Annotated in this window: 20 protein-coding genes and 1 pseudogene; 11 read left to right on the top strand and 10 right to left on the bottom strand. The window is 73.0% G+C overall.

What is annotated here, in order from left to right:
• The first annotated feature begins 263 nt into the window (after window positions 1-263).
• Both ABT092_RS09125 and ABT092_RS09120 read left to right on the top strand, forming a co-directional pair.
• Window positions 264-1,109: a calcium-binding protein gene (locus ABT092_RS09125; RefSeq protein WP_351241462.1), complete on the top strand. Its 846-nt coding sequence runs from the start codon at window positions 264-266 to the stop codon at window positions 1,107-1,109.
• Window positions 1,110-1,354: 245 nt separating this feature from the next.
• Window positions 1,355-2,161, top strand: coding sequence for a calcium-binding protein (locus ABT092_RS09120; RefSeq protein WP_351241460.1), 807 nt, complete (start codon window positions 1,355-1,357; stop codon window positions 2,159-2,161).
• Between the two features lie 45 nt (window positions 2,162-2,206).
• On the opposite strand, the gene ABT092_RS09115 is transcribed toward ABT092_RS09120, so the two are convergent.
• Together ABT092_RS09115 and ABT092_RS09110 are read right to left on the bottom strand one after the other, a co-directional pair.
• A complete protein-coding gene (locus tag ABT092_RS09115; RefSeq protein ID WP_351241458.1) occupies window positions 2,207-4,645 on the bottom strand; it encodes an HAD-IC family P-type ATPase in 2,439 nt (812 codons plus the stop codon).
• A 107-nt stretch (window positions 4,646-4,752) separates the two neighbouring features.
• The gene (locus tag ABT092_RS09110) at window positions 4,753-5,118 is read right to left on the bottom strand and encodes a DUF2530 domain-containing protein (protein ID WP_351241456.1); all 366 of its coding nucleotides are present in this window, start codon (window positions 5,116-5,118) and stop codon (window positions 4,753-4,755) included.
• Window positions 5,119-5,382: 264 nt separating this feature from the next.
• On the opposite strand from ABT092_RS09110, the gene ABT092_RS09105 reads away from it, so the two are divergent.
• The 3 genes from ABT092_RS09105 (at window position 5,383) to ABT092_RS09095 (ending at window position 7,623) form a co-directional block, all read left to right on the top strand.
• Window positions 5,383-6,837: an NCS2 family permease gene (locus tag ABT092_RS09105; protein WP_351241454.1), complete on the top strand. Its 1,455-nt coding sequence runs from the start codon at window positions 5,383-5,385 to the stop codon at window positions 6,835-6,837.
• 244 nt (window positions 6,838-7,081) lie between these two features.
• Window positions 7,082-7,207, top strand: coding sequence for a hypothetical protein (locus ABT092_RS09100; RefSeq protein WP_351241452.1), 126 nt, complete (start codon window positions 7,082-7,084; stop codon window positions 7,205-7,207).
• Window positions 7,204-7,623, top strand: a complete 420-nt coding sequence (locus ABT092_RS09095; protein ID WP_351241450.1) for a PIN domain nuclease — start codon at window positions 7,204-7,206, stop codon at window positions 7,621-7,623. The genes ABT092_RS09100 and ABT092_RS09095 overlap by 4 nt, the downstream gene beginning before the upstream one ends.
• Window positions 7,624-7,995: 372 nt before the next feature.
• Here the strand turns inward: ABT092_RS09095 and ABT092_RS09090 are convergent.
• Window positions 7,996-8,166, bottom strand: a pseudogene (locus tag ABT092_RS09090) (ribbon-helix-helix protein, CopG family); the annotation flags it as partial.
• Between the two features lie 143 nt (window positions 8,167-8,309).
• Here ABT092_RS09090 and ABT092_RS09085 point away from each other — a divergent pair.
• The 3 genes from ABT092_RS09085 to thpR are packed head-to-tail and all read left to right on the top strand — an operon-like array spanning window position 8,310 to window position 10,794.
• Window positions 8,310-8,747 (top strand): MarR family winged helix-turn-helix transcriptional regulator, encoded by a 438-nt coding sequence (locus tag ABT092_RS09085; RefSeq protein WP_351241448.1) that lies wholly within the window; start codon window positions 8,310-8,312, stop codon window positions 8,745-8,747.
• Between the two features lie 24 nt (window positions 8,748-8,771).
• Window positions 8,772-10,166, top strand: coding sequence for an MFS transporter (locus ABT092_RS09080; protein ID WP_351241446.1), 1,395 nt, complete (start codon window positions 8,772-8,774; stop codon window positions 10,164-10,166).
• Window positions 10,167-10,215: 49 nt separating this feature from the next.
• Entirely contained in the window at window positions 10,216-10,794 is a 579-nt protein-coding gene (gene thpR, locus ABT092_RS09075; protein WP_351241444.1) for an RNA 2',3'-cyclic phosphodiesterase, read from the top strand.
• 167 nt (window positions 10,795-10,961) lie between these two features.
• On the opposite strand, the gene ABT092_RS09070 is transcribed toward thpR, so the two are convergent.
• The gene (locus ABT092_RS09070) at window positions 10,962-11,951 is read right to left on the bottom strand and encodes an aldo/keto reductase (protein WP_351241442.1); all 990 of its coding nucleotides are present in this window, start codon (window positions 11,949-11,951) and stop codon (window positions 10,962-10,964) included.
• Window positions 11,952-12,301: 350 nt separating this feature from the next.
• On the opposite strand from ABT092_RS09070, the gene ABT092_RS09065 reads away from it, so the two are divergent.
• On the top strand, window positions 12,302-13,279 hold the full coding sequence (locus ABT092_RS09065) for a WD40 repeat domain-containing protein (protein WP_351241440.1): 978 nt from the start codon (window positions 12,302-12,304) through the stop codon (window positions 13,277-13,279).
• Between the two features lie 15 nt (window positions 13,280-13,294).
• On the opposite strand, the gene ABT092_RS09060 is transcribed toward ABT092_RS09065, so the two are convergent.
• Complete coding sequence (locus ABT092_RS09060) at window positions 13,295-14,131, bottom strand: TetR/AcrR family transcriptional regulator (RefSeq protein ID WP_351241438.1); 837 nt, start codon at window positions 14,129-14,131, stop codon at window positions 13,295-13,297.
• Between the two features lie 127 nt (window positions 14,132-14,258).
• Here ABT092_RS09060 and ABT092_RS09055 point away from each other — a divergent pair, with 127 nt between their 5' ends.
• Together ABT092_RS09055 and ABT092_RS09050 are read left to right on the top strand one after the other, a co-directional pair.
• Window positions 14,259-15,266 carry an ATP-binding cassette domain-containing protein gene (locus tag ABT092_RS09055; protein WP_351241436.1) on the top strand — a complete coding sequence of 336 codons (1,008 nt, stop codon included), beginning with the start codon at window positions 14,259-14,261 and terminating at the stop codon, window positions 15,264-15,266.
• The gene (locus ABT092_RS09050) at window positions 15,263-16,141 is read left to right on the top strand and encodes an ABC transporter permease (protein WP_351241434.1); all 879 of its coding nucleotides are present in this window, start codon (window positions 15,263-15,265) and stop codon (window positions 16,139-16,141) included. Before ABT092_RS09055 ends, ABT092_RS09050 begins: the two co-directional genes overlap by 4 nt.
• An 80-nt stretch (window positions 16,142-16,221) precedes the next feature.
• On the opposite strand, the gene serC is transcribed toward ABT092_RS09050, so the two are convergent.
• From serC to ABT092_RS09025, 5 genes are all read right to left on the bottom strand, one after another.
• On the bottom strand, window positions 16,222-17,340 hold the full coding sequence (gene serC / locus ABT092_RS09045; protein ID WP_351241432.1) for a phosphoserine transaminase: 1,119 nt from the start codon (window positions 17,338-17,340) through the stop codon (window positions 16,222-16,224).
• A gap of 98 nt (window positions 17,341-17,438) precedes the next feature.
• Window positions 17,439-18,677, bottom strand: coding sequence for a cytochrome P450 family protein (locus ABT092_RS09040; protein ID WP_351241430.1), 1,239 nt, complete (start codon window positions 18,675-18,677; stop codon window positions 17,439-17,441).
• Window positions 18,674-19,366 (bottom strand): GTP-binding protein, encoded by a 693-nt coding sequence (locus tag ABT092_RS09035; RefSeq protein WP_451362649.1) that lies wholly within the window; start codon window positions 19,364-19,366, stop codon window positions 18,674-18,676. The genes ABT092_RS09040 and ABT092_RS09035 overlap by 4 nt, the downstream gene beginning before the upstream one ends.
• Complete coding sequence (locus ABT092_RS09030; protein ID WP_351241428.1) at window positions 19,347-19,706, bottom strand: DUF742 domain-containing protein; 360 nt, start codon at window positions 19,704-19,706, stop codon at window positions 19,347-19,349. Before ABT092_RS09030 ends, ABT092_RS09035 begins: the two co-directional genes overlap by 20 nt.
• Window positions 19,703-20,182 carry a roadblock/LC7 domain-containing protein gene (locus ABT092_RS09025; protein WP_351241584.1) on the bottom strand — a complete coding sequence of 160 codons (480 nt, stop codon included), beginning with the start codon at window positions 20,180-20,182 and terminating at the stop codon, window positions 19,703-19,705. Before ABT092_RS09025 ends, ABT092_RS09030 begins: the two co-directional genes overlap by 4 nt.
• Window positions 20,183-20,286 lie beyond the last annotated feature (104 nt).

Genomic DNA, 20,286 nt, shown 5'->3' with positions numbered 1-20,286 from the left:
CCTACGGCGCATCTCTGACGTACGGGGGCGTCGCCCCGGACGGGGACCACCCGTCCGGGGCGACGCCCCCTCGCCGTGCGTACGGGACCGGTTCCGTCGCGTGTTGGTCGCGGGCCGACGTGCAACCATGCCGCTCCCGCGGCGTCTTAAGGGCGGGGGGTCGTGATGATCGATTCCTCGCTGACCTGGGCCGCGCGCCCGTGCGCCCCGAGGAACACGGGGGCGGCGCACACCACCGCGGCCCACAACGAACAGGACACCGCATGAAGACCCGTGCCTTCGTCGCTCTGACGACCGGCGCCCTGGCGCTGACCGCCGTCACCGTTCCCGCCGCCCACGCGGGTGACCGGGCTGCCGACCCGGTCTCCCCGTTCGGTTCGGTGACCACCGCCGCGGCCGGCGCCCCGACGGTCAGCAACCTCCGCGTCAACGGGGGCAAGGACCTGGTGGTCGGCGTCTCCAAGAAGGCGTTCACCATCACCTTCACCGCGAAGGACACCCGGGGCGTGGCCAACGGCGTCGCCGCGCTGTGGAAGGGCGGCCCGGACGCGGACCGTGCCGAGAAGATCCTGGTGCCCCCGCTGGAGCAGCAGGAGTCCGACTGCGTCAAGGTCAACCGGACGACCGCCAGGTGCACCGCGACGATCGTCGCCGACCCGAAGAACCCGCACCCGAACCCGAGGTTCGACCTCGCGAACGCCTACGCGGGCCGCTGGGACGTCGCCGTCTACGCCCGGGGCTGGGACGGGAGCGAGTACGAGAACCAGAAGTACGGGAAGCACTCGGTGAAGCGGGCGGCGAAGCTGACGGCGAACGCCTCGCCGGAGCCGGTGCGTCGGGGTGCGGACGTCACCGTCACCGGTGATCTGACCCGGGCGAACTGGGACACCCTGAAGTACGGCGGGTTCACCAGCGGTGCGGTGAAGCTCCAGTACAAGAAGCAGGGCACCACCACCTGGAAGACGCTGAAGACGGTGTCCGCGGACAGCCGCGGCAAGGTGAGGACGACGACGAAGGCGTCGGCGGACGGTCACTACCGGCTGTCCTACGGCGGTTCCACCACCACCGGTGGTGCGACCTCCGCGGCCGACTTCATCGACGTGCGCTGACCCTACGGCACCGCCGTTGACGCACCGGGCCCGACTCGGACGGGACCGCCCGTCCGGGGCGGGCCCCGCCCCGTGCGCACGGTGCCGGACTGCTCAACCCCGCAGCCGTGAAAGGGGTCTTGGGGTACGCGGAGCCGCTTCCCGCTCCGCATACCGACACGATGCGGCCGTTCGGCCCGGCGTGCGCCCCGGAGCGGGGGGTGGCGCACGCCGGTGGCCCGGTCGCCCCGTCGACAGGGAGAAGCATGAGAACCCGTGCCGTGACCGCTCTCGCCACCTGCACCCTGGCCCTGACCGCACTCGCCGCACCCGCCGCCCAGGCCGCCCCCGGTGCCGCACCCGCCGCCCCGGCCGCCCCGGCCGACCCGAAGATCATCAGCGTCTCCGCGAACGGCGGCAAGGACCTGGTGCTCGGCCTCGGTCCGAAGTCGTTCGACGTCACGATCACCGCCTCGGACGAGTCGGGCATCGCCCAGGGGGCCGCACTCGCCTACTGGGGCGCCTCGCTGGACAACGCGTACCGCCAACTGCTGCCCGACGACTTCTCGTCCGGCTGCCGGGAGATCGACGCCACCACCTCCGCCTGCACCACGCGCAACGTCGCCGACCCGGACCACTACCACCCCCGCAAGGACGTCACCAACGAGCTGGCCGGCCCCTGGAAGTTGGCCGGACAGGTGCTGGGCCGCGACGGGAGCGTGACCCTGGGGGAGCAGGGCACCCTGCACATCAAGCGGGCGGCGAAGCTGACCGCCGACGCCTCGCCGGAGCCGGTGCGGCGCGGGGCGGACCTCACCGTCACCGGTGCGCTGACCCGGGCCGACTGGGACCGCAACCGGTACGGGGGCTTCACCAGCAACGCGGTCAAGCTCCAGTTCAAGAAGGACGGCGCCACCGCCTGGACCACGGTGAGGACCGTCCGGGCCGACGCCCGGGGCACACTGCGGACCACCGTCAAGGCCACGGCGGACGGCACCTACCGCTACCAGTACGGAGGGTCCCGCACGACGGGCCCCGCCGCCTCCGGCGGCGACCGCGTCGACGTGCGCTGAACGCCCCCGGGGCGGGCGGAGGCGCCGCCCCGCCCGCCCCGGGGCCTACGCGGGGAAGCGCACGTCCACCCAGCGCCAGGTCAGCTCCAGCACGGCGGCCGCGGCCGCCGCCACGCCGACCGCCGTCCACGGCATGAACACGCCCACCAGCTTCAGCGCGAAGAAGTGCTGGAGCCAGGGCACCACCAGCACCAGCACGAACCCGCCCGCCATCGCCGCCACCAGGACGACCCGCCACCAGGTGTACGGACGCGCGATGATCACCAGCACCCAGAGCGAGACCAGGAACAGCGTGAGCGTCGCCGCACTGGTCTCGGCGTCCAGGGCGCCGGCGCCCGTGTAGTGGTGACGGGCCAACAGGTACGTCACGAAGGTGGCCGTCGCCGCGATGATCCCGCCCGGGATCGCGTAGCGCATCACCCGCCGGACGAAGTGCGGGCGGGCCCGCTCGGTGTTGGGGGCCAGGGCGAGGAAGAACGCGGGGACGCCGATGGTCAGGGTGGACAGCAGCGTCAGGTGCCGCGGCAGGAACGGGTACTCGACCTGGGAGACCACCACCAGGACCGCCAGCAGCACCGAGTACACGGTCTTCACCAGGAACAGGGTCGCCACCCGGGTGATGTTGCCGATGACCCGCCGGCCCTCGGCGACCACCGAGGGCAGGGTCGCGAAGCTGTTGTTCAACAGCACGATCTGCGCCACCGCCCGGGTCGCCTCCGAACCCGAACCCATCGCCACGCCGATGTCCGCGTCCTTGAGCGCCAGCACGTCGTTCACCCCGTCGCCGGTCATCGCCACGGTGTGCCCGCGGGACTGGAGCGCACCCACCATCTCCCGCTTCTGCTGCGGGGTCACCCGCCCGAACACGGTGCCCGCCTCCAGGGCCCCGGCCATCGCGTCCGGTTCGGCGGGCAGCGTCCGCGCGTCCACCGCCGCCTCGGCGCCGACCAGGCCCAGCTTCCCCGCCACCGCGCCGACCGAGACCGCGTTGTCCCCGGAGATGATCTTCGCCCGGACCCGTTGGGCGGCGAAGTAGCGCAGGGTGTCGGCGGCGTCCGGCCGCAGCCGTTGCTCCAGCACCACCAGGGCGACCGGCCGCACCGCCGCGGCCACCGCCGTGCCGTCGACGGCGTCCAGCACGTCCGGGCCCTCGCCGGCCCGGGCGAGCAGCAGCACCCGCATGCCCTGCCGGTTGAGCTCCTCCGTCGCCTCCAGCGCCGGATCGTCCGCCGCGAGCAGCACGTCCGGGGCACCCAACAGCCAGGTGCTGGACTGGCCGTCCTCCTCGTCGAAGCTCGCCCCGCTGTACTTGCGGGCCGAGGAGAACGGCAGCGAACGGGTGCACCGCCATCCCGCGGGCACCGGATGGGCGTCGACCACGGCCTGGAGCGAGGCGTTGGGCCGCGGATCGGACTCGCCGAGCGCGCCCAGCACCTTGGCCACGTACCCGGCCCGCTCCTCGTCGCCCTCGCCGCCGCCCAGGAGCCGCACCTCGGTGACGTCCATCCCGCCCTCGGTGAGGGTGCCCGTCTTGTCCAGGCAGACGGTGTCGACCCGGGCCAGCCCCTCGATCGCCGGCAACTCCTGCACCAGGCACTGCTTGCGGCCCAGCCGGATCACGCCGATCGCGAAGGCCACCGAGGTCAACAGGACCAGGCCCTCCGGAACCATGGGGACGATGCCGCCGACCGTGCGGGCGATCGAGTCCCGGAGGTCGTGGTGCTCGGCGACCAACTGGCTGATGACCAACCCGATCGCGGTCGGGACCATCATCCACGTCACGTACTTCAGGATGGTGGAGATCCCGGACCGCAGCTCGGAGTGGACCAGCGTGAACCGGGACGCCTCCTCGGCGAGTTGCACCGCGTACGCCTCCCGGCCGACCTTGGTCGCGGTGAACGCGCCGCCGCCCGCGACGACGAAGCTGCCGGAGAGCACCGGGTCCCCGGGCCGCTTCACCACCGGGTCGGCCTCCCCGGTGAGCAAGGACTCGTCGATCTCCAGCCCGTCCGCCTCGACGCAGGCCCCGTCCACCACGATCTTGTCGCCGGGCCCCACCTCGATCAGGTCGCCCAGCACGATCCCCGCGGTCGGCACCTCGACCGCGGCGCCGTCGCGCCGCACGGTGGGCCGCGCCTCGCCGATCACCGCGAGCGAGTCCAGGGTCCGTTTGGCCCGCAGCTCCTGGACGATGCCGATCCCGGTGTTGGCGAGGATGACGAACCCGAACAGGCTGTCCTGGATCGGTGCGACCACCAGCATGATCACCCACAGCACGCCGATGATCGCGTTGAAGCGGGTGAAGACGTTCGCCCGGACGATGTCGGTCGCCGATCGGCTGCTGCGCACCGGTACGTCGTTGACCTCGCCCCGGGCCACCCGCTCGGCGACCTCGGCCGCGGTCAGACCGGTCGCCCGGGCGCCGCCCGGAAGCGGGACCGGGTGCACGGGGTCGAGTTCGGCGCCCGCATCGATGTGGGTCATGCCCCGACGGTACGGAACGACGTGGGTCCGCACCCGTCGAGAACCGCGCGTCGGCCGGACGGTGACCCGTGGCGGCGAAGCGGCGGGCCCGTGGGGCCCGTGGGGTGTCAGCCGGTGCGGTCGGCCGTTCCTCCGCCCCTGCCGTGCCCGTCGTTCCGTTCGCCCCCGTCGTTCCCGTCGCCCCCGTCGTTCCCGGCGGAGGGTTCGCCGGCGGCCGAGCGGGCCGCGTGCCGCTTGAGGGCGGCGTCCCGCTTGCGCACGTACCAGATGCCGATCAGGCCGAGGCCGCCGCCGGCGAGGCAGGTCCACAACCACCACAGATGGCCGTGGTCGTCGAACCAGCCGTAGAAGGGGAGCTGCACCAGGAAGAGCGCGAACCAGACGATCGTGCCACCGGTGATGGTGCCGACCACCGGGCCCTCCAAGGGCTCCGGAGCCTCGCGCTTGGGGGAACCCGCTGAAGGATCGGACATGGTGGTGAGTTTATCGAGGGCCCGGAGGGGGCCCGCCCGGCCCTCCGGGCGGGCCGCGGCGGGGCGGGCGGTGGGGGCGGGCTCCGGAGAACCGGGTCCGGCGCGCGGGGCGCCGGCTGGGCCCTCCGGGTGATCACGACAAGGGGTCTACGCGCGGAGATAGCGTTCATTTGCATCATATGTTCATACTGAAACGTTCTCGATATGGCCCGTTTCCCTCGTAGGAACACACCAATTCCTGCGAGTCACCCCTTGAGGTCCCGTATGTCCCCCTCGGCCACCGACCAGGTCGACGCGGCCGGAGGTTCTCCGGCCCCCCAGCAGCCGTCCAACGGCCTCGACCGCTTCTTCCGGATCTCCGAGCGCGGCTCCAGCATTCCGCGCGAGGTCCGCGGTGGCTTCGCCACCTTCTTCGCGATGGCCTACATCATCGTGCTGAACCCGATCATCCTCGGCAGCGCGAAGGACATGTACGGCAACCAGCTCGACAACGGGCAACTGGTCACCGCCACCGCGCTCACCGCCGCGTTCACCACCCTGCTCATGGGCGTCATCGGCAACGTGCCGATCGCGCTGGCCGCCGGTCTCGGCGTCAACACCGTCGTCGCCCTCCAGCTCGCGCCCCGCATGTCGTGGCCGGACGCCATGGGCATGGTCGTGCTGGCCGGCTTCGTGGTGATGCTGCTGGTCGCGACCGGGCTGCGGGAACGCGTCATGAGCGCCGTGCCGCTCGGGCTGCGCAAGGGCATCGCCATCGGCATCGGCCTGTTCATCATGCTGATCGGCCTGGTCGACGCCGGGTTCGTGTCCCGCATCCCGGACGTCGCCGGCACCACCGTCCCGCTCCAACTCGGCGGCGGCGGGCACCTCGACGGTTGGCCCGTGCTGGTCTTCGTGCTCGGCGTGCTGCTCACCCTGGTGCTGATCGTCCGCAAGGTGCCCGGGGCCATCCTGATCTCGATCATCGCCATGACCGTCCTCGCCATGGTCATCGAGGCGGTCGCGAAGGTCCCGTCCTGGGGCCTGACCACCCCGAAGTGGCCCGGCAACCCGGTCTCCACCCCCGACTTCGGGCTGATCGGCGAGGTCAGCCTGTTCGGCGGCTTCGAGAAGGTCGGCATCCTCACCGGCGTCCTGTTCGTCTTCACCGTGCTGCTGTCGTGCTTCTTCGACGCGATGGGCACGATCATGGGCGTCGGCGACGAGGCCAAGCTGACCGACGCCAAGGGCAACTTCCCCGGCATCAACAAGGTGCTCTTCGTGGACGGCATCGCCGTCGCGGCCGGCGGTGCCACCTCCTCCTCGGCGACCACCTGCTTCGTGGAGTCCACGGCGGGCGTCGGCGAGGGCGCCCGCACCGGCCTCGCCAACGTCGTCACCGGCGGCCTGTTCGGCCTGGCCCTGTTCCTGACGCCGGTCGCCACGATGGTGCCGTCCCAGGCGGCCACCCCCGCCCTGCTCGCGGTCGGCTTCCTGATCCTGGCCGGCTCCATCCGGGCCATCGACTGGGACGACTACACCATCGCGATCCCGGCGTTCGTGACCATGGTGATGATGCCCTTCACCTACTCGATCACCAACGGCATCGGCATGGGCTTCATCACCTTCACCGTGCTGAGGGTCGCCGCCGGTCGGGGCCGCGAGGTCCCCGCCGCGATGTACGCGGTCTCGGCGGTGTTCGCCTTCTACTACCTGATGCCGGCCCTCGGGCTCACCTGACGGGGACGGCGGCCGCCGCCCCCGCTGATGCGGGGCGCGGCCGGGCCCGGGCGGCTACCGGGCCGCCCGGCTCCGGAACCGAGCCCTGCGGGCTCTGTCTGATGTCAAAGAGCGAGCCCTGTTGAGATCATTCCTGGTATCCGAACCGAGGGGTGACGGCCATGGCGCGCACGGTGATCGATCTGGACGACGAACTCCCCGCGGAGGCGCAGCGCCTGTTCGGGCCCCCACCGAAGTGGCCACGGTGAACGCCGCGCTGCGGGAAGCGGTGAAGCTCGCGCGGCGGATCGAACTCGCCGACGCCATCGCCAACGGTGAGTTCGACCTCCTCGGCGACGAGGGTCGGGCGGACGGGCCGGCGGTGGCGTGAGCCGCGAGCACCACCTGATCGACAAGTCGGCGCTGGCGCGTTGGCGGAAGCCCGCGGTGCGGCCGGTCCTCGACGACCTTTCGCAGCGGGCGCTCCTCGCGGTGAGCGCCGCCGTCGAGATGGAGGTCGTGTACAGCGCCCGAAGCGCGGCGGAAGCCGACCGGTTGGGTCACCTCCTGCGGGGCTTTGACCACCTGCCCTGCACGGACGAGGTCTGGGACCGGGCCAAGGAGATCCAGCGTCGCGCTCTCTTCCGGGGGAATCACCATGCCCTGTCCATGGCCGAGGTGCTGATCGCCGCGACCGCCGAACGCCACGGCGTCACGGTCCTGCACTACGACGGCGACTACGACATGATCGCCGCGATCACCGGGCAGCCGACGCGCTGGGTGGTTCCCGCCGGCACCGCGGACTGATCCGGGGAGCCGCCCGTGCGCGTCGACCCTCGGGCTCACGGGGCCGGGGCGGTCGCTGCGGCTCACCCGCCGTTCGGTGCGGCGGCCGGCGGGTCCGGGCGGCTACGGGGCCGCCGCCGTGGCGCCACCCGCCCCACCCGCCGTCCGGGCGGGAGCCGGGGCGAGGGGTCCCGTGCCCGTGCCGGTGACGGTCGAGCCCGTCGCCCGAGGGGTGCTGCCGGGCGGGGTGCCGGGGCGGGCCGTGCCCGGGGTTCCGGCTCTCCCGGCCGAAGGGACGGGGTCGGACGGGGCGGCGGAGGCGTCCGCGGGTCGGCTGTCCGTGGGGGCGGTGCCGGCCGGGGGGAGGGCGCGCGGGGCGGGGGCGGCGCCGGCGTAGAACCGGTCGGTCTCCTCGACCGCCGCGTGGAACCGTTCGTCGAAGTCGTCGCGCACCAGCGTCCGGATCACGTAGTCCTGCACGCTCATGCCGCGCTTCGCGGCGTGGCCGCGGAGCCGGTCCAACAGCTGACCGTCTATCCGTAGGCTCAACACATGTGTCCCCATGTACACGAGGGTCCGGCGCGAGGCGGTAGGTTGTATCACTTTCCGGCGGTCGCTCACCCGTACGGGTGATGGGGGGCGGGCGTGTCGCAGGTCACGGTTTCGCGGCTGGTATTTAGAAAGAGTAATGAGTTACTCTAAGGAACATGCCTGACCTCACCCATGGCGACGACGCGGCAGCGGTGAACGCCCTGCGCTCGGCGGTCATGCGACTGTCCCGCCGGCTCAAACACCAGCGGGTCGACGAGTCGCTCAGCCCGACGGAGATGTCGGTGCTCGGCACTCTCGCCCGCTGTGGCTCAGCCACCCCCGGCGAGCTGGCGCGCAAGGAGCACGTGCAGCCACCGTCGATGACCCGCATCGTCGCACTCCTGGAAGCAAAGGGCCTGGTCAGGCTGGAGCCGCACCCCGACGACCGCCGCCAGAAGGTGGTCACCCAGACCGAGCGGGCCGAAGCCATGCTCGAAGAGAGCCGCCGTCGGCGCAACGCCTGGCTGGCCGGTCTGGTCGAGGGCCTGGACGAGGACGAGCGCGCGAAGCTGCGCGCCGCCGCCCCCGTGCTGGAGAAGCTCGCACACCTGTAAGCCAGAGCCGAGGAGGCGAACTCTTTGAGTACGGGACCCGGAGCAGAATCCGCCCCCGCACCACGACCCGACCACCAGCGCCCCGACCCCACGGGGTCCACGGGGACCACCCCCGCAGGGTCCACGGAGCGTCCCGACCGCGGACGCCGCGGCACCTTCTCCTCCCTGCGCATACGCAACTACCGACTGTTCTGGACCGCCGCCCTGGTCGCCAACATCGGCGTCTGGATGGCCCGGATCACCCAGGACTGGCTGGTCCTCAGCCTCACCGGCTCCTCGACCGCGGTCGGCATCACCACGGCGATGCAGTTCCTGCCGATGCTCCTGTTCGGGCTCTACGGCGGCGTCATCGCCGACCGCTTCCCCAAGCGGACCCTCCTCTTCCTCACGCAGGGCGCCATGGGCCTCGGCGGGCTCTTCCTCGCCGTCCTCACCCTGAGCGGACACGTCCAGGTGTGGCACGTGTACGCGACCGCGCTGTTCACCGGAATGGTGACCGTCGTGGACAACCCGACCCGACAGTCCTTCGTCTCCGAGATGGTCGGCCCCGGCCAGGTGCGCAACGCGGTCAGCCTGAACTCCGCCAACTTCCAGTCCGCCCGGCTCGTCGGCCCCGCCGTCGCGGGCGGCCTGACCGCCGCGGTCGGCCCCGGCTGGGCCTTCCTCGCCAACGGCCTGCTGTTCCTCGCCCCGATCGTCGGGCTCGCGCTGATGCGCACCGCCGAACTGCACCCCACCCCGCGCCGCCCCCGCGGCAAGGGCGAACTCCGGGAGGGCCTGGCCTACGTGTCCAGCCGCCCGGAGCTGATCTGGCCGATCGTCCTCATCGGATTCATCGGCACCTTCGGCTTCAACTTCCCGATCTGGCTCAGCGCCTACGCCCATGACGTCTACGACGGCGGCTCGGGCATGTACGGCCTGTTCAACACGCTCATGGCCGCCGGTTCGCTGACCGGTGCGCTGCTCGCGGCCCGACGCTCCAGCACCCGGCTGCGGATGCTCGTCGCGGCGGCCGTCGTCTTCGGCGTCCTCCAGGTCGTGACCGCCTACTCCCCGACGCTCTGGACGTTCCTGCTGCTGCTCGTGGTGATCAGCATGCTCGGCCTGACCGTGAACGTCACGGCCAACTCGTTCGTCCAACTCGCCACCGACCCCGAGATGCGGGGCCGGGTGATGAGCCTCTACATGATGGTCTTCGTCGGCGGCACCCCGCTGGGCGGGCCGCTGTTCGGCTGGCTCACCGACGCCTACGGCGTGCGGATCAGCTTCGCCCTGGGCGGACTCGTCTGCGCCGTGTCCGCCCTGTTCGTCGGGTTGATGCTGGCCCGGGCCGCCGGGCTGCGGCTCCAGGTCGACCTGCGGCGCGGCCACCAGCACGTGCGGTTCGTGCCCCGCCGCCGGGAACTGGTCGCCGCCTGACCGCCCGCACCACCCCGTCCGGCCGGCGGCCGGCGGGGACACTGGGCCCATGAGACTCTACGCCGGGGTGCTGCCCCCGCCGTCCGTCGCCGGGGAGCTCGGCCGGGCGGTCGACGCGCTGCGGGACCTGCCCGGCCACGACGCACTGCGCTGGACGGGCCGGCCCGGCTGGCACCTCACCCTCGCCTTCTACGGTGAGGTGCCGGACGGGGCGGTGCCCGAGCTGACCCGGCGACTGGCCCGGGCCGCCCACCGCACGGAACCCTTCGCCCTCTCCCTGGCCGGCTCCGGAACCTTCGGCGGGCGCACCCTGTGGGCCGGGTTGCGCGGTGACACCCCGACCCTGCGGCTGCTGGCCGACCGGGCGGAGGCCGCGGCCCGCCGCGCCGGGCTGGCGACGGGGGAGCACCGCCGCCACCGTCCGCACCTGACGCTGGCCCGCGCCCGGGACACCGGCCCCACCGTGGACCTCGGGCCGTACGCCGAGGCCCTCGCCGACTTCGTCGGCGCCCGGTGGACGGTCGAGGAGTTGGCCCTGGTCCGCAGCAACCTACCGACCGGCAGGGTGCCCGGGGCCCGGCCCCGCTACGAGACGGTCGCCGCGCTTCCGCTCCGCCCGGCCGGTTAGGCTCGACGGCGTGAACCCGAAGACCCGCAACCGGATCATGGCCGGTGTACTCGTCGTGATGTTCCTCGTCGTCGCCGTCGCCTCGGCGTTCGGCGGGTAGCCGCGCCCGCCGGCCCGGTCCGCCCGCGGGAACCCCGCGCGGACGGACCCCACCCTTCGCCCCGCGCCTACCAGGCGAAGGCTTCCGGGGACGGGCCTGGCCCCGGGAACAGGGTCTCCAGCTCCGTCAGCACCTCCTCCGGGATCGTCAGGGCCGCCGCGCGCAGTGCCGAGTCGAGTTGCTCGGCGGTGCGCGGGCCGGCGATCGGGCCGGTGACCCCGGGCCGGGTCAGCAGCCAGGCGAGGGCCACCTCGCCGGGCTCCAGCCCGTGCCGGGCCAGCAGGTCCTCGTAGGCCCCGATCCGCGTCCGCACCGCCGGGTCCTCCAGCGCCAGGGCGGAGGTGCCGCGGGCCCGCCGCTCGCCCTGCGCCTCCTTGCGCAGCACTCCGCCGAGCAGCCCGCCGTGCAGCGGGGACCAGGGGATCACCCCGAGCCCGTACTCCCGGGCCGCCGGCAGCACCTCCATCTCGGCCCGCCGTTCGAACAGGTTGTAGATGCACTGCTCGCTCACCAGCCCCAGCCGGCCGTGCCGGGCGGCGGCCTCGTTGGCCTGGGCGATCTTGTAGCCGGGGAAGTTGGACGAACCGGCGTACAGCACCTTGCCCTGGGCCACCAGGACGTCGATCGCCTGCCAGATCTCCTCGAACGGGGTGTTCCGGTCGACGTGGTGGAACTGGTAGAGGTCGATGTGGTCGGTCCGCAGGCGCTGGAGGCTGGCGTCGACCGCACGGCGGATGTTCAGCGCCGACAGCCGGTCGTGGTTGGGCCATTCCCGGGCGCCCGGGCCGCCCATGCCGCCGTAGACCTTGGTCGCCAGGACCACCTTGTCGCGGCGCCCGCCGCCCCGGGCCAACCAGTCGCCGATGATCGTCTCGGTGCGCCCCCGGGGGTCGCGGCCGTAGGTGTTGGCGGTGTCGAAGAAGTTGACGCCCGCGTCCAGCGCGGCGTCCATGAGGGCGTGACTGCTCGCCTCGTCTGTGTGCGGACCGAAGTTCATCGTCCCGAGGACGATCCTGCTGACCTTGAGGCCGGTGCGTCCGAGCTGCGTGTACTCCATGATCCCCAGCCAACGGGGTGGGGGAGCGGTGTGCAAGGGCATTCCGCGTCGGCGCGGGCGCGGGTCGACCGGGGGCTGCCCCCTCCGGTCGTCGCGGGGAACTGCGCTTGGTGGCCGGCCGGTTGTGCGCCTCCCCGCGGCGGGTGTCCCGGGTCGCGGAGAGCCGGCGGGTGCGGTCGGCGGTGCGGTCCGGACCCGGGCGACTGACCCGGCCGGTCCCGCGCCGTGCAAGGGCACACGGCCGTCGACGAGGGGCGCAGGGGGCGCGGGTTCGGGGGTCGGGGGTACGTGGGGGCATTCCCGGGCGGTGGCCCGGACGGGTGGTGCCCGGGGGTGGCACCCTTGGGGGCATGCGTTCGCTTCCGTCGGTGGCCGGTGCCGCCTGCCTCGCCGTCCTGACCGCCGCGTTCACCGTCGCGCCCGCGTCCGCCGCCGGGGACCCCGGGGCGGAAGGGTTCACCATCGAGGATCCGCGGATCAAGGAGTCCAGCGGTCTGGTCGCCTCCCGGGTGCACCCCGGGATCTACTGGACGCACAACGACAGCGACGACGGCGCGTTCCTGTACGCGGTGGACGCCCGCAGCGGCAAGACCGTGGCCCGGCTCACGCTGACCGGGGTGGGCCGCCCCCGGGACGTGGAGGCGATCTCGATGGGGCCGGACGGGGACCTGTACGTCGGGGACATCGGGGACAACCTCGGCGGCACCTGGAACCACGTGTGGATCTACCGGCTGCCCGAGCCGAAGAAGCTGGTGGACCGGACGGTCAAGGCCGTCCAGTACGTGGTGAAGTACGCCGACGGGGCGCGGGACGCCGAGGCGCTGATGGTGCATCCGAAGACCGGGCGGGTCTACATCGCGGACAAGAAGCAGGACGGCAACGGTTCCCTGTACGTGGGTCCGGAGAAGCTCTCCCCGTCCGGGACCAACGTCTTCCGACGGGTCGGGCCGATCGACCTCTGGGTGACCGACGGGGCGTTCTCCCCGGACGGCGAACACCTGGCCCTGCGCGGCTACTTCGGCGGGGTCCACTACGCCTGGAAGAAGGGCAAGCCCAAGCGCGTCGACCAGTTGCGGGTGCCGCTCCAGCGGCAGGGCGAGTCCCTCGCCTGGACCCCGGACGGCAAGACGCTGCTGTACGGCTCGGAGGGGCTGGCCAGCGACGTGGAGCCGCGCGAGGCGCCCGGCGGCGCGGCGGCGGAGGCCGGCAAGGGCGGCACGGCCGCGGCCGGCGACGGGAAGGACGGCGGGGGGATCAGCACCGGCTTCGTCCTGCTGGCCCTCGGCGTGCTCGCGTTCTTCGGGGTGCGGCGGGCGCGGCGGGGCTGAGGCTCCGGGGCGGGGTCAGCCCGTCGCGGTGGCGTCCTCGGCCGGCCGGAGCGTCGGGGGACAGGCGTGGGGTCGCGCGGTCGGGGCCTCGTCCCCGCCCGTCCGGCGTCGTTCGACCAGGACGTCCAGGCCCTCCAGGAGGCACTGGAGGCCGAACTCGAAGTGGTCGAAGGCGGAGCCGAAGGTGTCCTCGGCGAGGGAGGCCATCACCGGGTAGCGCCCGCTGGCGATGACGCCTTCCAGGTAGGGCGTCTGGGCGGCCCAGAACTCGCTGTCGGTCAGTCCGCTGCGCTGCTCCGCCTCGACCTCGTGGACGTTGGTGCGGGCGACGCCGGACACGTACCCGTCGACCATGATGATCACGGACAGCAGCTCGGGGTCGGTCAGTCCCATGGTGCGGATGCGGCCCAGGGTGGCTTCCATGCTGTCGAGGGTGCCGGGGCCGAGCACCGGGCGGGCCTGGTTGACCTGGAGCAGCCAGGGGTGCCGCTGGTAGACGGCGAGGGTGCCGCGGGCCAGGTCCTCGACGGCCGTCCGCCAGTCCCCGTCGTCGACGGCGGGCCCGCCGGCCTCCTCGGGGCCCTGCACCCGGTCCAGCATCAGGTCGAGGAGTTCGGCCTTGCTGGGGAGGTAGCGGTACAGGGACATGGTGCCGGTGCCCAGTTCGGTGGAGAGCCGGCGCATGGAGACGGCGTCCAGGCCCTCGGCGTCCGCGATCCGGATCGCCACCTGCACGATGCGGTCGACGGTGAGGGTCGGCTTGGGGCCGCGGCTCGGCCTGCGGTCGGGCTCCCAGAGCAGTTCGAGGGTGCGCTGGATGTCGCCGCTGCCGCTGGACTCGGTGCTCTCCATGGAGCGCAGTTTAAACCGTCGGAAATAAAACTGGGTACACCGTACTCGTCATGAGGTACGTTGTACCCAGTTAATGGTCGCGGGTCTCCGCGGCACCGACCGAACGGCACCACACGGGGTGGAATCGATGAGTACGCATGCGGTGCGGGCCGAAGGGCTCCAGAAGAGGTACGGGGAGAAGCACGCCCTCGCCGGCTTCGACCTCGAAGTGCGCCCGGGGACCGTGCACGGTCTGCTCGGCCCCAACGGCGCGGGCAAGACCACGGCCGTGCGCATCCTGTCCACCCTGGTCGCCCTGGACGGCGGCCGGGCCACGGTGGCCGGGATCGACGTGCGCCAGGACCCGCGGGCGGTCCGCGCCCGGATCGGGCTCACCGGCCAGTACGCGGCGGTGGACGAAGTGCTGACGGGACGGCAGAACCTGGAGATGTTCGGCCGGCTCTTCCACCTCGGCGGGCGGGGCGCCCGCCGCCGGGCCACCGAACTGCTGGAGCGGTTCGACCTGGCGGAGGCGGCCGACCGGGGCGTCGGCAAGTACAGCGGCGGGATGCGCCGGCGGCTGGACCTGGCCGCCTCGATGATCCTCACCCCCGACGTCCTCTTCCTCGACGAGCCCACCACCGGACTCGACCCGCGCAGCCGGGGCGAGGTGTGGGACTCGGTGCGCCGGCTGGTCTCGGACGGCACCACGGTCCTGCTCACCACCCAGTACCTGGAGGAGGCCGACAAGCTGGCCTCCCGGATCACCGTCATCGACCGGGGCCGGGCCATCGCCGACGACACCCCGGACGGGCTGAAGGACACCGTGGGCGGGGACCGCATCGAGGTCGTCGTCGCCGAGCCGGCGCAGCTCGCCCACGCGGCGGGGGTGGTGGCCCGGGTCAGCGCGGGCGAGCCCGAGACCGACCCGAACGAGCGACGGGTGCACGCCCCCGTCGTCGACCGGGTGGCCGCCCTCACCGAGGTGGCCCGCACCCTCCAGGACGACGGCGTCCAGGTCGAGGACATCGGACTGCGCCGCCCCAGCCTGGACGACGTGTTCCTGCGCCTCACCGGACAGCGCGCGGAGGAGCCCCAAGCCGCGGGCGATCCCGCGGACCGCACCGACGACCCGAAGGGAACGGCCCGCCGATGACGGGGACGACCATCACCGAGAAGCCCGCCGCGACCGCCGGCGCGTCCTCCCCGTCGGGGGGCGGGGAGGACGACCGGCCGCAGCACGGCCGGCTCTACTGGGCCCTCGCGGACTGCTGGAACATCGTCCGCCGCGGCCTGACCCACTACCAGCGCCAGCCGGTGAACATCGCCTGGCAGCTCGGCTTCCCGATCCTGTCGGTGCTGCTGTACGGGTACGTGTTCGGCAGCGCCATGACGGTGCCGGGCGGCGGCGACTACCGGGACTTCCTGATGCCCGGCATGTTCGCCATGACGATGGCCTTCGGCTTTATCAACACGGCCACCGTCGTCGTCTACGACGCGACCAAGGGCGTCATCGACCGCTTCCGCTCCATGCCGATGGCCCCCTCCGCGGTGGTCTCCGGCCGGGGCGTCACCGATCTGATCGTGGCCTGCGCGGAACTGACCATCCTGATGCTCACCGCGCTCGCCATGGGCTGGCGTCCGGACGGCGGGGTCGGCGGTGCGCTCGGCGCCTTCGGGCTCCTGCTGCTGCTCCGCTTCTGCCTGATCTGGGTGGGCGTGCTGCTGGGGCTGATGGTGCCCAACCCGGAGGCCGCGGGCGGCCTCTTCGCGGTCGCCTTCCCGCTGACGATGATCTCCAGCATCTTCGTCGCGCCCCAGCTCATGCCGGACTGGCTCGGACACGTGGCCGCCTGGAACCCGATCTCCTCCACCGTCGCGGCCTCCCGTGAACTCTTCGGCACGCCCGTCGGGGCCGGAGACTCCTGGATCGAGCAGAACGCGGTGCTGATGGCGGTCGTCTGGCCGCTGGTGCTGACGGCGGTCTTCCTGCCGCTGGCGGTGCGGCGCTTCCAGCGGCTCAGCCGCTGACCCGCCGGCCGCGGCGGACGGCACGACGAAGGGGGCGGGCGCCCGGCCGGGCGCCCGCCCCCTGGTGGTCCGTCAGACGGTCAGAGCTGCTCGATGACGTAGTCGATGCAGTGCGTCAGCGCCTCGACGTCCGCCGGGTCGATGGCCGGGAACATCGCCACCCGCAGCTGGTTGCGGCCCAGCTTGCGGTACGGCTCGGTGTCCACGATGCCGTTGGCGCGCAGCGCCTTGGCCACCGCGGAGGCGTCCACCTCGTCCGCGAAGTCGATGGTGCCGATCACGGCCGAGCGCTGCGCCGGGTCGGCCACGAACGGGTCGGCGTACTTGCTGGCCTCGGCCCAGCCGTACAGGTTCCGGGCGGAGGTCGCGGTGCGCCGCACCGCCCAGTCCAGACCGCCCTGGCCGTTGATCCAGTCCAGCTGCTCGGCGAGCAGGAACAGGGTGGCCAGCGCCGGGGTGTTGTACGTCTGGTTCTTGCGCGAGTTGTCGATCGCGGTCGGCAGCGAGAAGAACTCGGGGATGTGCCGCCCGGAGGCGTGGATGCGCTCGGCGCGCTCGACGGCGGCCGGGGAGAACACCCCGAGCCAGAGTCCGCCGTCCGCGGCGAAGGACTTCTGCGGGGCGAAGTAGTAGACGTCCGTCTCGCTGACGTCCACCGGCAGGCCGCCCGCGCCGGAGGTCGCGTCGACCAGCACCAGCGCGCCCTCGTCGGCGCCCTCGACCCGCTTCAGCGGCATCGCGACGCCGGTCGAGGTCTCGTTGTGGGTGTACGCGTACACGTCCACGCCGGCCTCGGCGACCGGCAGCGGGTGGGTGCCCGGCTCGGCGGTGACCAGGGACGGGTCCTGGAGCCAGGGCGCCAGCTTGGCGGCCTTGGCGAACTTCGAGGAGAACTCGCCGAAGGTGAGGTGCTGGGAGCGGGACTCGATGAGCCCGTGGGTCGCGATGTCCCAGAACGCGGTGGAGCCGCCGTTGCCCAGGATCACCTCGTATCCCTCGGGCAGGTCGAAGAGTCGGGACACGCCGTCCCGGACCCGGCCCACCAGGTCCTTGACCGGAGCCTGGCGGTGGGAGGTGCCGAGGAGTGACGTGCCGGTGGCGGCCAGGGCGTCCAGCGCCTCCGTCCGCACCTTGGAGGGGCCCGCGCCGAAACGGCCGTCCGCGGGCTTGATGTCAGCGGGAATCTGGATCTCAGCCACGTACGGAGCCTAGCCCTTCGCCGGACGCCCCCGAACGGGGTGTCCGGCCGCTGAGACGAACGCGCCGGATCTCGGACACAAGGGAAGCGGCGGGTCCGTCAACGGCGGGCGCCGAGCGCTGCCGCCGGGGTGAACCGCACGGGGAGCGAGGCCACCCCGCGCAGCCACGGCGAGGGCCGCCGGGCCAGCTCCTCGGGGGCCACCGCGAGATCCAGGTCCGGCAGCCGGTCCAGGACCACCTCGATCCCGGCCCGGGTCACCACCTCGGCGATCTCCCGCGCCGGGAACGGACAGCGGTGCTCGCCGTGCCCGAACGAGAAGAAGGCGTTGTTCCCGCCGGTCAGCGCGGTCCGGTCGATCCGCACCTCCGGGTCGGAGTTGGCTGCGGCCAAGCCCAGCACCACCAGGTCCCCGGCCCGGATGTGCCGCTCCCCGAGCACCGTGTCCCGGGAGGCCCAGCGGCCGGCCACGTTCTGCGCCGGCGGGTCCTCCCACAGCACCTCGTTCATCGCCTCGACCACGCTGCGCCGTCCGCCGGAGAGCGAGGCCGCGAACCGGTGGTCGGTCAGCATCAGCCGCAGCGAGTTGCCGATCCAGTCGCTGGTCGGGCGGTGCCCGGCGAGCAGCATCAAGGTCAGGTCCCGGGCGATCTCCTCCTCCGGCAGCCCGGCCGGGTCGGCCAGCATCCGGGTCGCCACGTCGTCCTGCGGGGCCCGGCCGCGTTCCACCACCAGCTCGACCACCGCCGCGGACAGCCGGCGCCGGCCCTCCACCGCGCCCTCCCCGCCGCCCGCCACCGCCTCCAGGGCCGACTGCAACTCCGGGGCAAGCCCGGGCGGGAAGCCGAGCAGCCAGGCGAGCACCCGGACCGGCAGCGGCACCGCGTACTGCCCGATCACCTCGGCCCGCCCCCGGGCGCAGAACCCGTCGACCAGCTCATCGGCGAAACGTTCCGCCTGCTCTCTCAGCCGGAACGGGTCCTCCGCGGCCAGGGCGTGCGCGATCACCGCCGCCCGGGCGGTGTGCTGCGGTCCGGTGGTGTGCAGCACGGGCGGCGCGCCCCGTCCGGTGTGCGGCGGCAGCGGCCAGCCGTCCGGGACGGTGCCGGGCCGGTTCCACAGCGCCGGGTCCCGGCTGAACAACTCGGCGTCGGCCGTCACCTGGTGCAGCTCGCGGTACCCGAGGACCAGCCAGGCCGGCACCCCGTCGTCCAGCACCACGGGCGCCACCGGGCCGTGGGTGCGGCGCAGCTCGTGGTGGAGCGCCGTGGTGGCGCCGGGCCCGCGCAACAGGCTCAGCGGCACCGGTGCGACCGCCTCGGGGCCGGTCGCGGTCATGCGTCCCCGCCCGGCCGGCGGGCGGCGGCGGTCAGGTACTCGACCAGGGTGATCAGCACCCGGGCCGCGGACTCCCGGGACCGCGCGTCGCAGTCGATCACCGGCACCTCCGGGTCCAGGGCCAGCGCCTCGCGGAGTTCGCGGGGGGTGTACGGGGGCCCGCCGAAGTCGTTGCGGGCCACGATGAAGGGCACCCCGGTCTGTTCCAGCCGGTCCACGGCGTACCAGCAGTCGTCCACCCGTCGGGTGTCCACCAGCACCACCGCGCCCAGCGCCCCGGCGAAGAGCTGGTCCCACAGGAACCAGAACCGGGGCTGGCCCGGCGCGCCGAACAGGTACAGCACGTGGCGCGGGCCGAGCGTGATGCGGCCGAAGTCGAAGGCGACCGTCGTCTCCGACTTCCCCTTCACCCCGGCGGTGTCGTCCACCGCCTCGCCGGCGCGGGACAGCGTCTCCTCCGTGTTCAACGGGCGGATCTCGCTCACCGAGCGGACCAGGGTGGTCTTGCCCACGCCGAAGCCGCCGACCACCACGATCTTGAGCCCGGTCTCCGCGGTCGGTTGCAGGGCCGGCCGGCCCGCGGGCCCGTCGTCCTGCGGGAAGGAGCGGCCCGCGGGGACGCCGAGGGGACCGGCGGGGGGACCGGGCGTGCCGGGTGGCCAGGGTCCTTCAGAGTCTTCGGAGGCCATTGAGCACCTGTTCCAGGAGTTCGGTATCGGGAAAGCCCTCCCGCGGGCGCGCCGGACGCGGGTGCCGGGCGCTGATCCGGCCCGCGCAGAGCAGGTCGGAGAGCAGCACCCGGGTGATGCTCACCGGCAGCCGGAGGTCCGCCGCGACCTCCACGACCGCCGTGGGGAGCCGGCACATGCGCAGGATCGCCGCGTGCTCCGACTGCATCCCGGGGCGCGGCTCGGACTCCGCGACGATCAGCGTCACCAGGTCGAGGGGGGTGTCCGTCGACGACCGGCTGCGTCCGCCGGTGAGGGTGTAGAGCCGGTCCGGCACCTCGTCCCGGCCGGGTCGGCTCACGTGCCGGGGGTGGGGTGCGCTCCCTTGGGGGCGCCGTCCGCCGTGTCGTCCGCCGCACGGGCCTGGGCCGTCAGATGGGCGCCGAGTTGGTCGACCAGTTCGCTCATGTGGTGACCGACGAGGCCGGCGTCCGCGTCCTCGTCGGCGATGACGGCGATGTGGGCGCCCTGGCCGGCCTCCACGATGAACAGCACGCCGCCGTGGAACTCGGCCATCGCGGAGCGCACGCCGCCGTTGCCGTTGCCGAACTCCACGGAGGCGCCGTGGGACAGCGAGTGGATGCCGGCCGCGATCGCCGCCAACTGGTCGGCCTGGTCGACGGAGAGTTCGGGGGTGCGACACAGCTTGAGGCCGTCGCGGGAGAGCACCAGGGCGTGCCGGGCGCCGGGGGTGCGGGCGAGCAGGCCCTCCAGCAGCCAGGCGAACGAGTCGTCGACGGTGCCGGTGGCGTCCGGGGCGGCGGGGCGCAGGTCCATGTCCGCGTGGTAGGTGGCCATCGGGTAGGCCGCGTCGAACGCGTGGAGCGTCCCCGCTCCGGTCTGTCCGGTCTGCTGCGCCGGGCCGGCGGAGGCGGCGGTGT

This window comes from Streptomyces sp. NPDC002490, assembly GCF_040296045.1.
Taxonomy (GTDB): domain Bacteria; phylum Actinomycetota; class Actinomycetes; order Streptomycetales; family Streptomycetaceae; genus Streptomyces.
Note: the sequence above shows the minus strand (reverse complement) of the source record. Positions and strands in the feature narration are given on the sequence as shown.

What these genes read in the sequence shown, in the direction of transcription:
- ABT092_RS09125 (WP_351241462.1), top strand. Translation starts at nt 264, where the DNA reads ATGAAGACCCGTGCCTTCGTCGCTCTGACGACCGGCGCCCTGGCGCTG.
- ABT092_RS09120 (WP_351241460.1), top strand. Translation starts at nt 1,355, where the DNA reads ATGAGAACCCGTGCCGTGACCGCTCTCGCCACCTGCACCCTGGCCCTG.
- ABT092_RS09115 (WP_351241458.1), bottom strand. Translation starts at nt 4,645, where the DNA reads ATGACCCACATCGATGCGGGCGCCGAACTCGACCCCGTGCACCCGGTC.
- ABT092_RS09110 (WP_351241456.1), bottom strand. Translation starts at nt 5,118, where the DNA reads ATGTCCGATCCTTCAGCGGGTTCCCCCAAGCGCGAGGCTCCGGAGCCC.
- ABT092_RS09105 (WP_351241454.1), top strand. Translation starts at nt 5,383, where the DNA reads ATGTCCCCCTCGGCCACCGACCAGGTCGACGCGGCCGGAGGTTCTCCG.
- ABT092_RS09085 (WP_351241448.1), top strand. Translation starts at nt 8,310, where the DNA reads ATGCCTGACCTCACCCATGGCGACGACGCGGCAGCGGTGAACGCCCTG.
- thpR (WP_351241444.1), top strand. Translation starts at nt 10,216, where the DNA reads ATGAGACTCTACGCCGGGGTGCTGCCCCCGCCGTCCGTCGCCGGGGAG.
- ABT092_RS09070 (WP_351241442.1), bottom strand. Translation starts at nt 11,951, where the DNA reads ATGGAGTACACGCAGCTCGGACGCACCGGCCTCAAGGTCAGCAGGATC.
- ABT092_RS09065 (WP_351241440.1), top strand. Translation starts at nt 12,302, where the DNA reads ATGCGTTCGCTTCCGTCGGTGGCCGGTGCCGCCTGCCTCGCCGTCCTG.
- ABT092_RS09060 (WP_351241438.1), bottom strand. Translation starts at nt 14,131, where the DNA reads ATGGAGAGCACCGAGTCCAGCGGCAGCGGCGACATCCAGCGCACCCTC.
- ABT092_RS09055 (WP_351241436.1), top strand. Translation starts at nt 14,259, where the DNA reads ATGAGTACGCATGCGGTGCGGGCCGAAGGGCTCCAGAAGAGGTACGGG.
- ABT092_RS09050 (WP_351241434.1), top strand. Translation starts at nt 15,263, where the DNA reads ATGACGGGGACGACCATCACCGAGAAGCCCGCCGCGACCGCCGGCGCG.
- ABT092_RS09040 (WP_351241430.1), bottom strand. Translation starts at nt 18,677, where the DNA reads ATGACCGCGACCGGCCCCGAGGCGGTCGCACCGGTGCCGCTGAGCCTG.
- ABT092_RS09035 (WP_451362649.1), bottom strand. Translation starts at nt 19,366, where the DNA reads ATGGCCTCCGAAGACTCTGAAGGACCCTGGCCACCCGGCACGCCCGGT.
- ABT092_RS09025 (WP_351241584.1), bottom strand. Translation starts at nt 20,182, where the DNA reads ATGGACCTGCGCCCCGCCGCCCCGGACGCCACCGGCACCGTCGACGAC.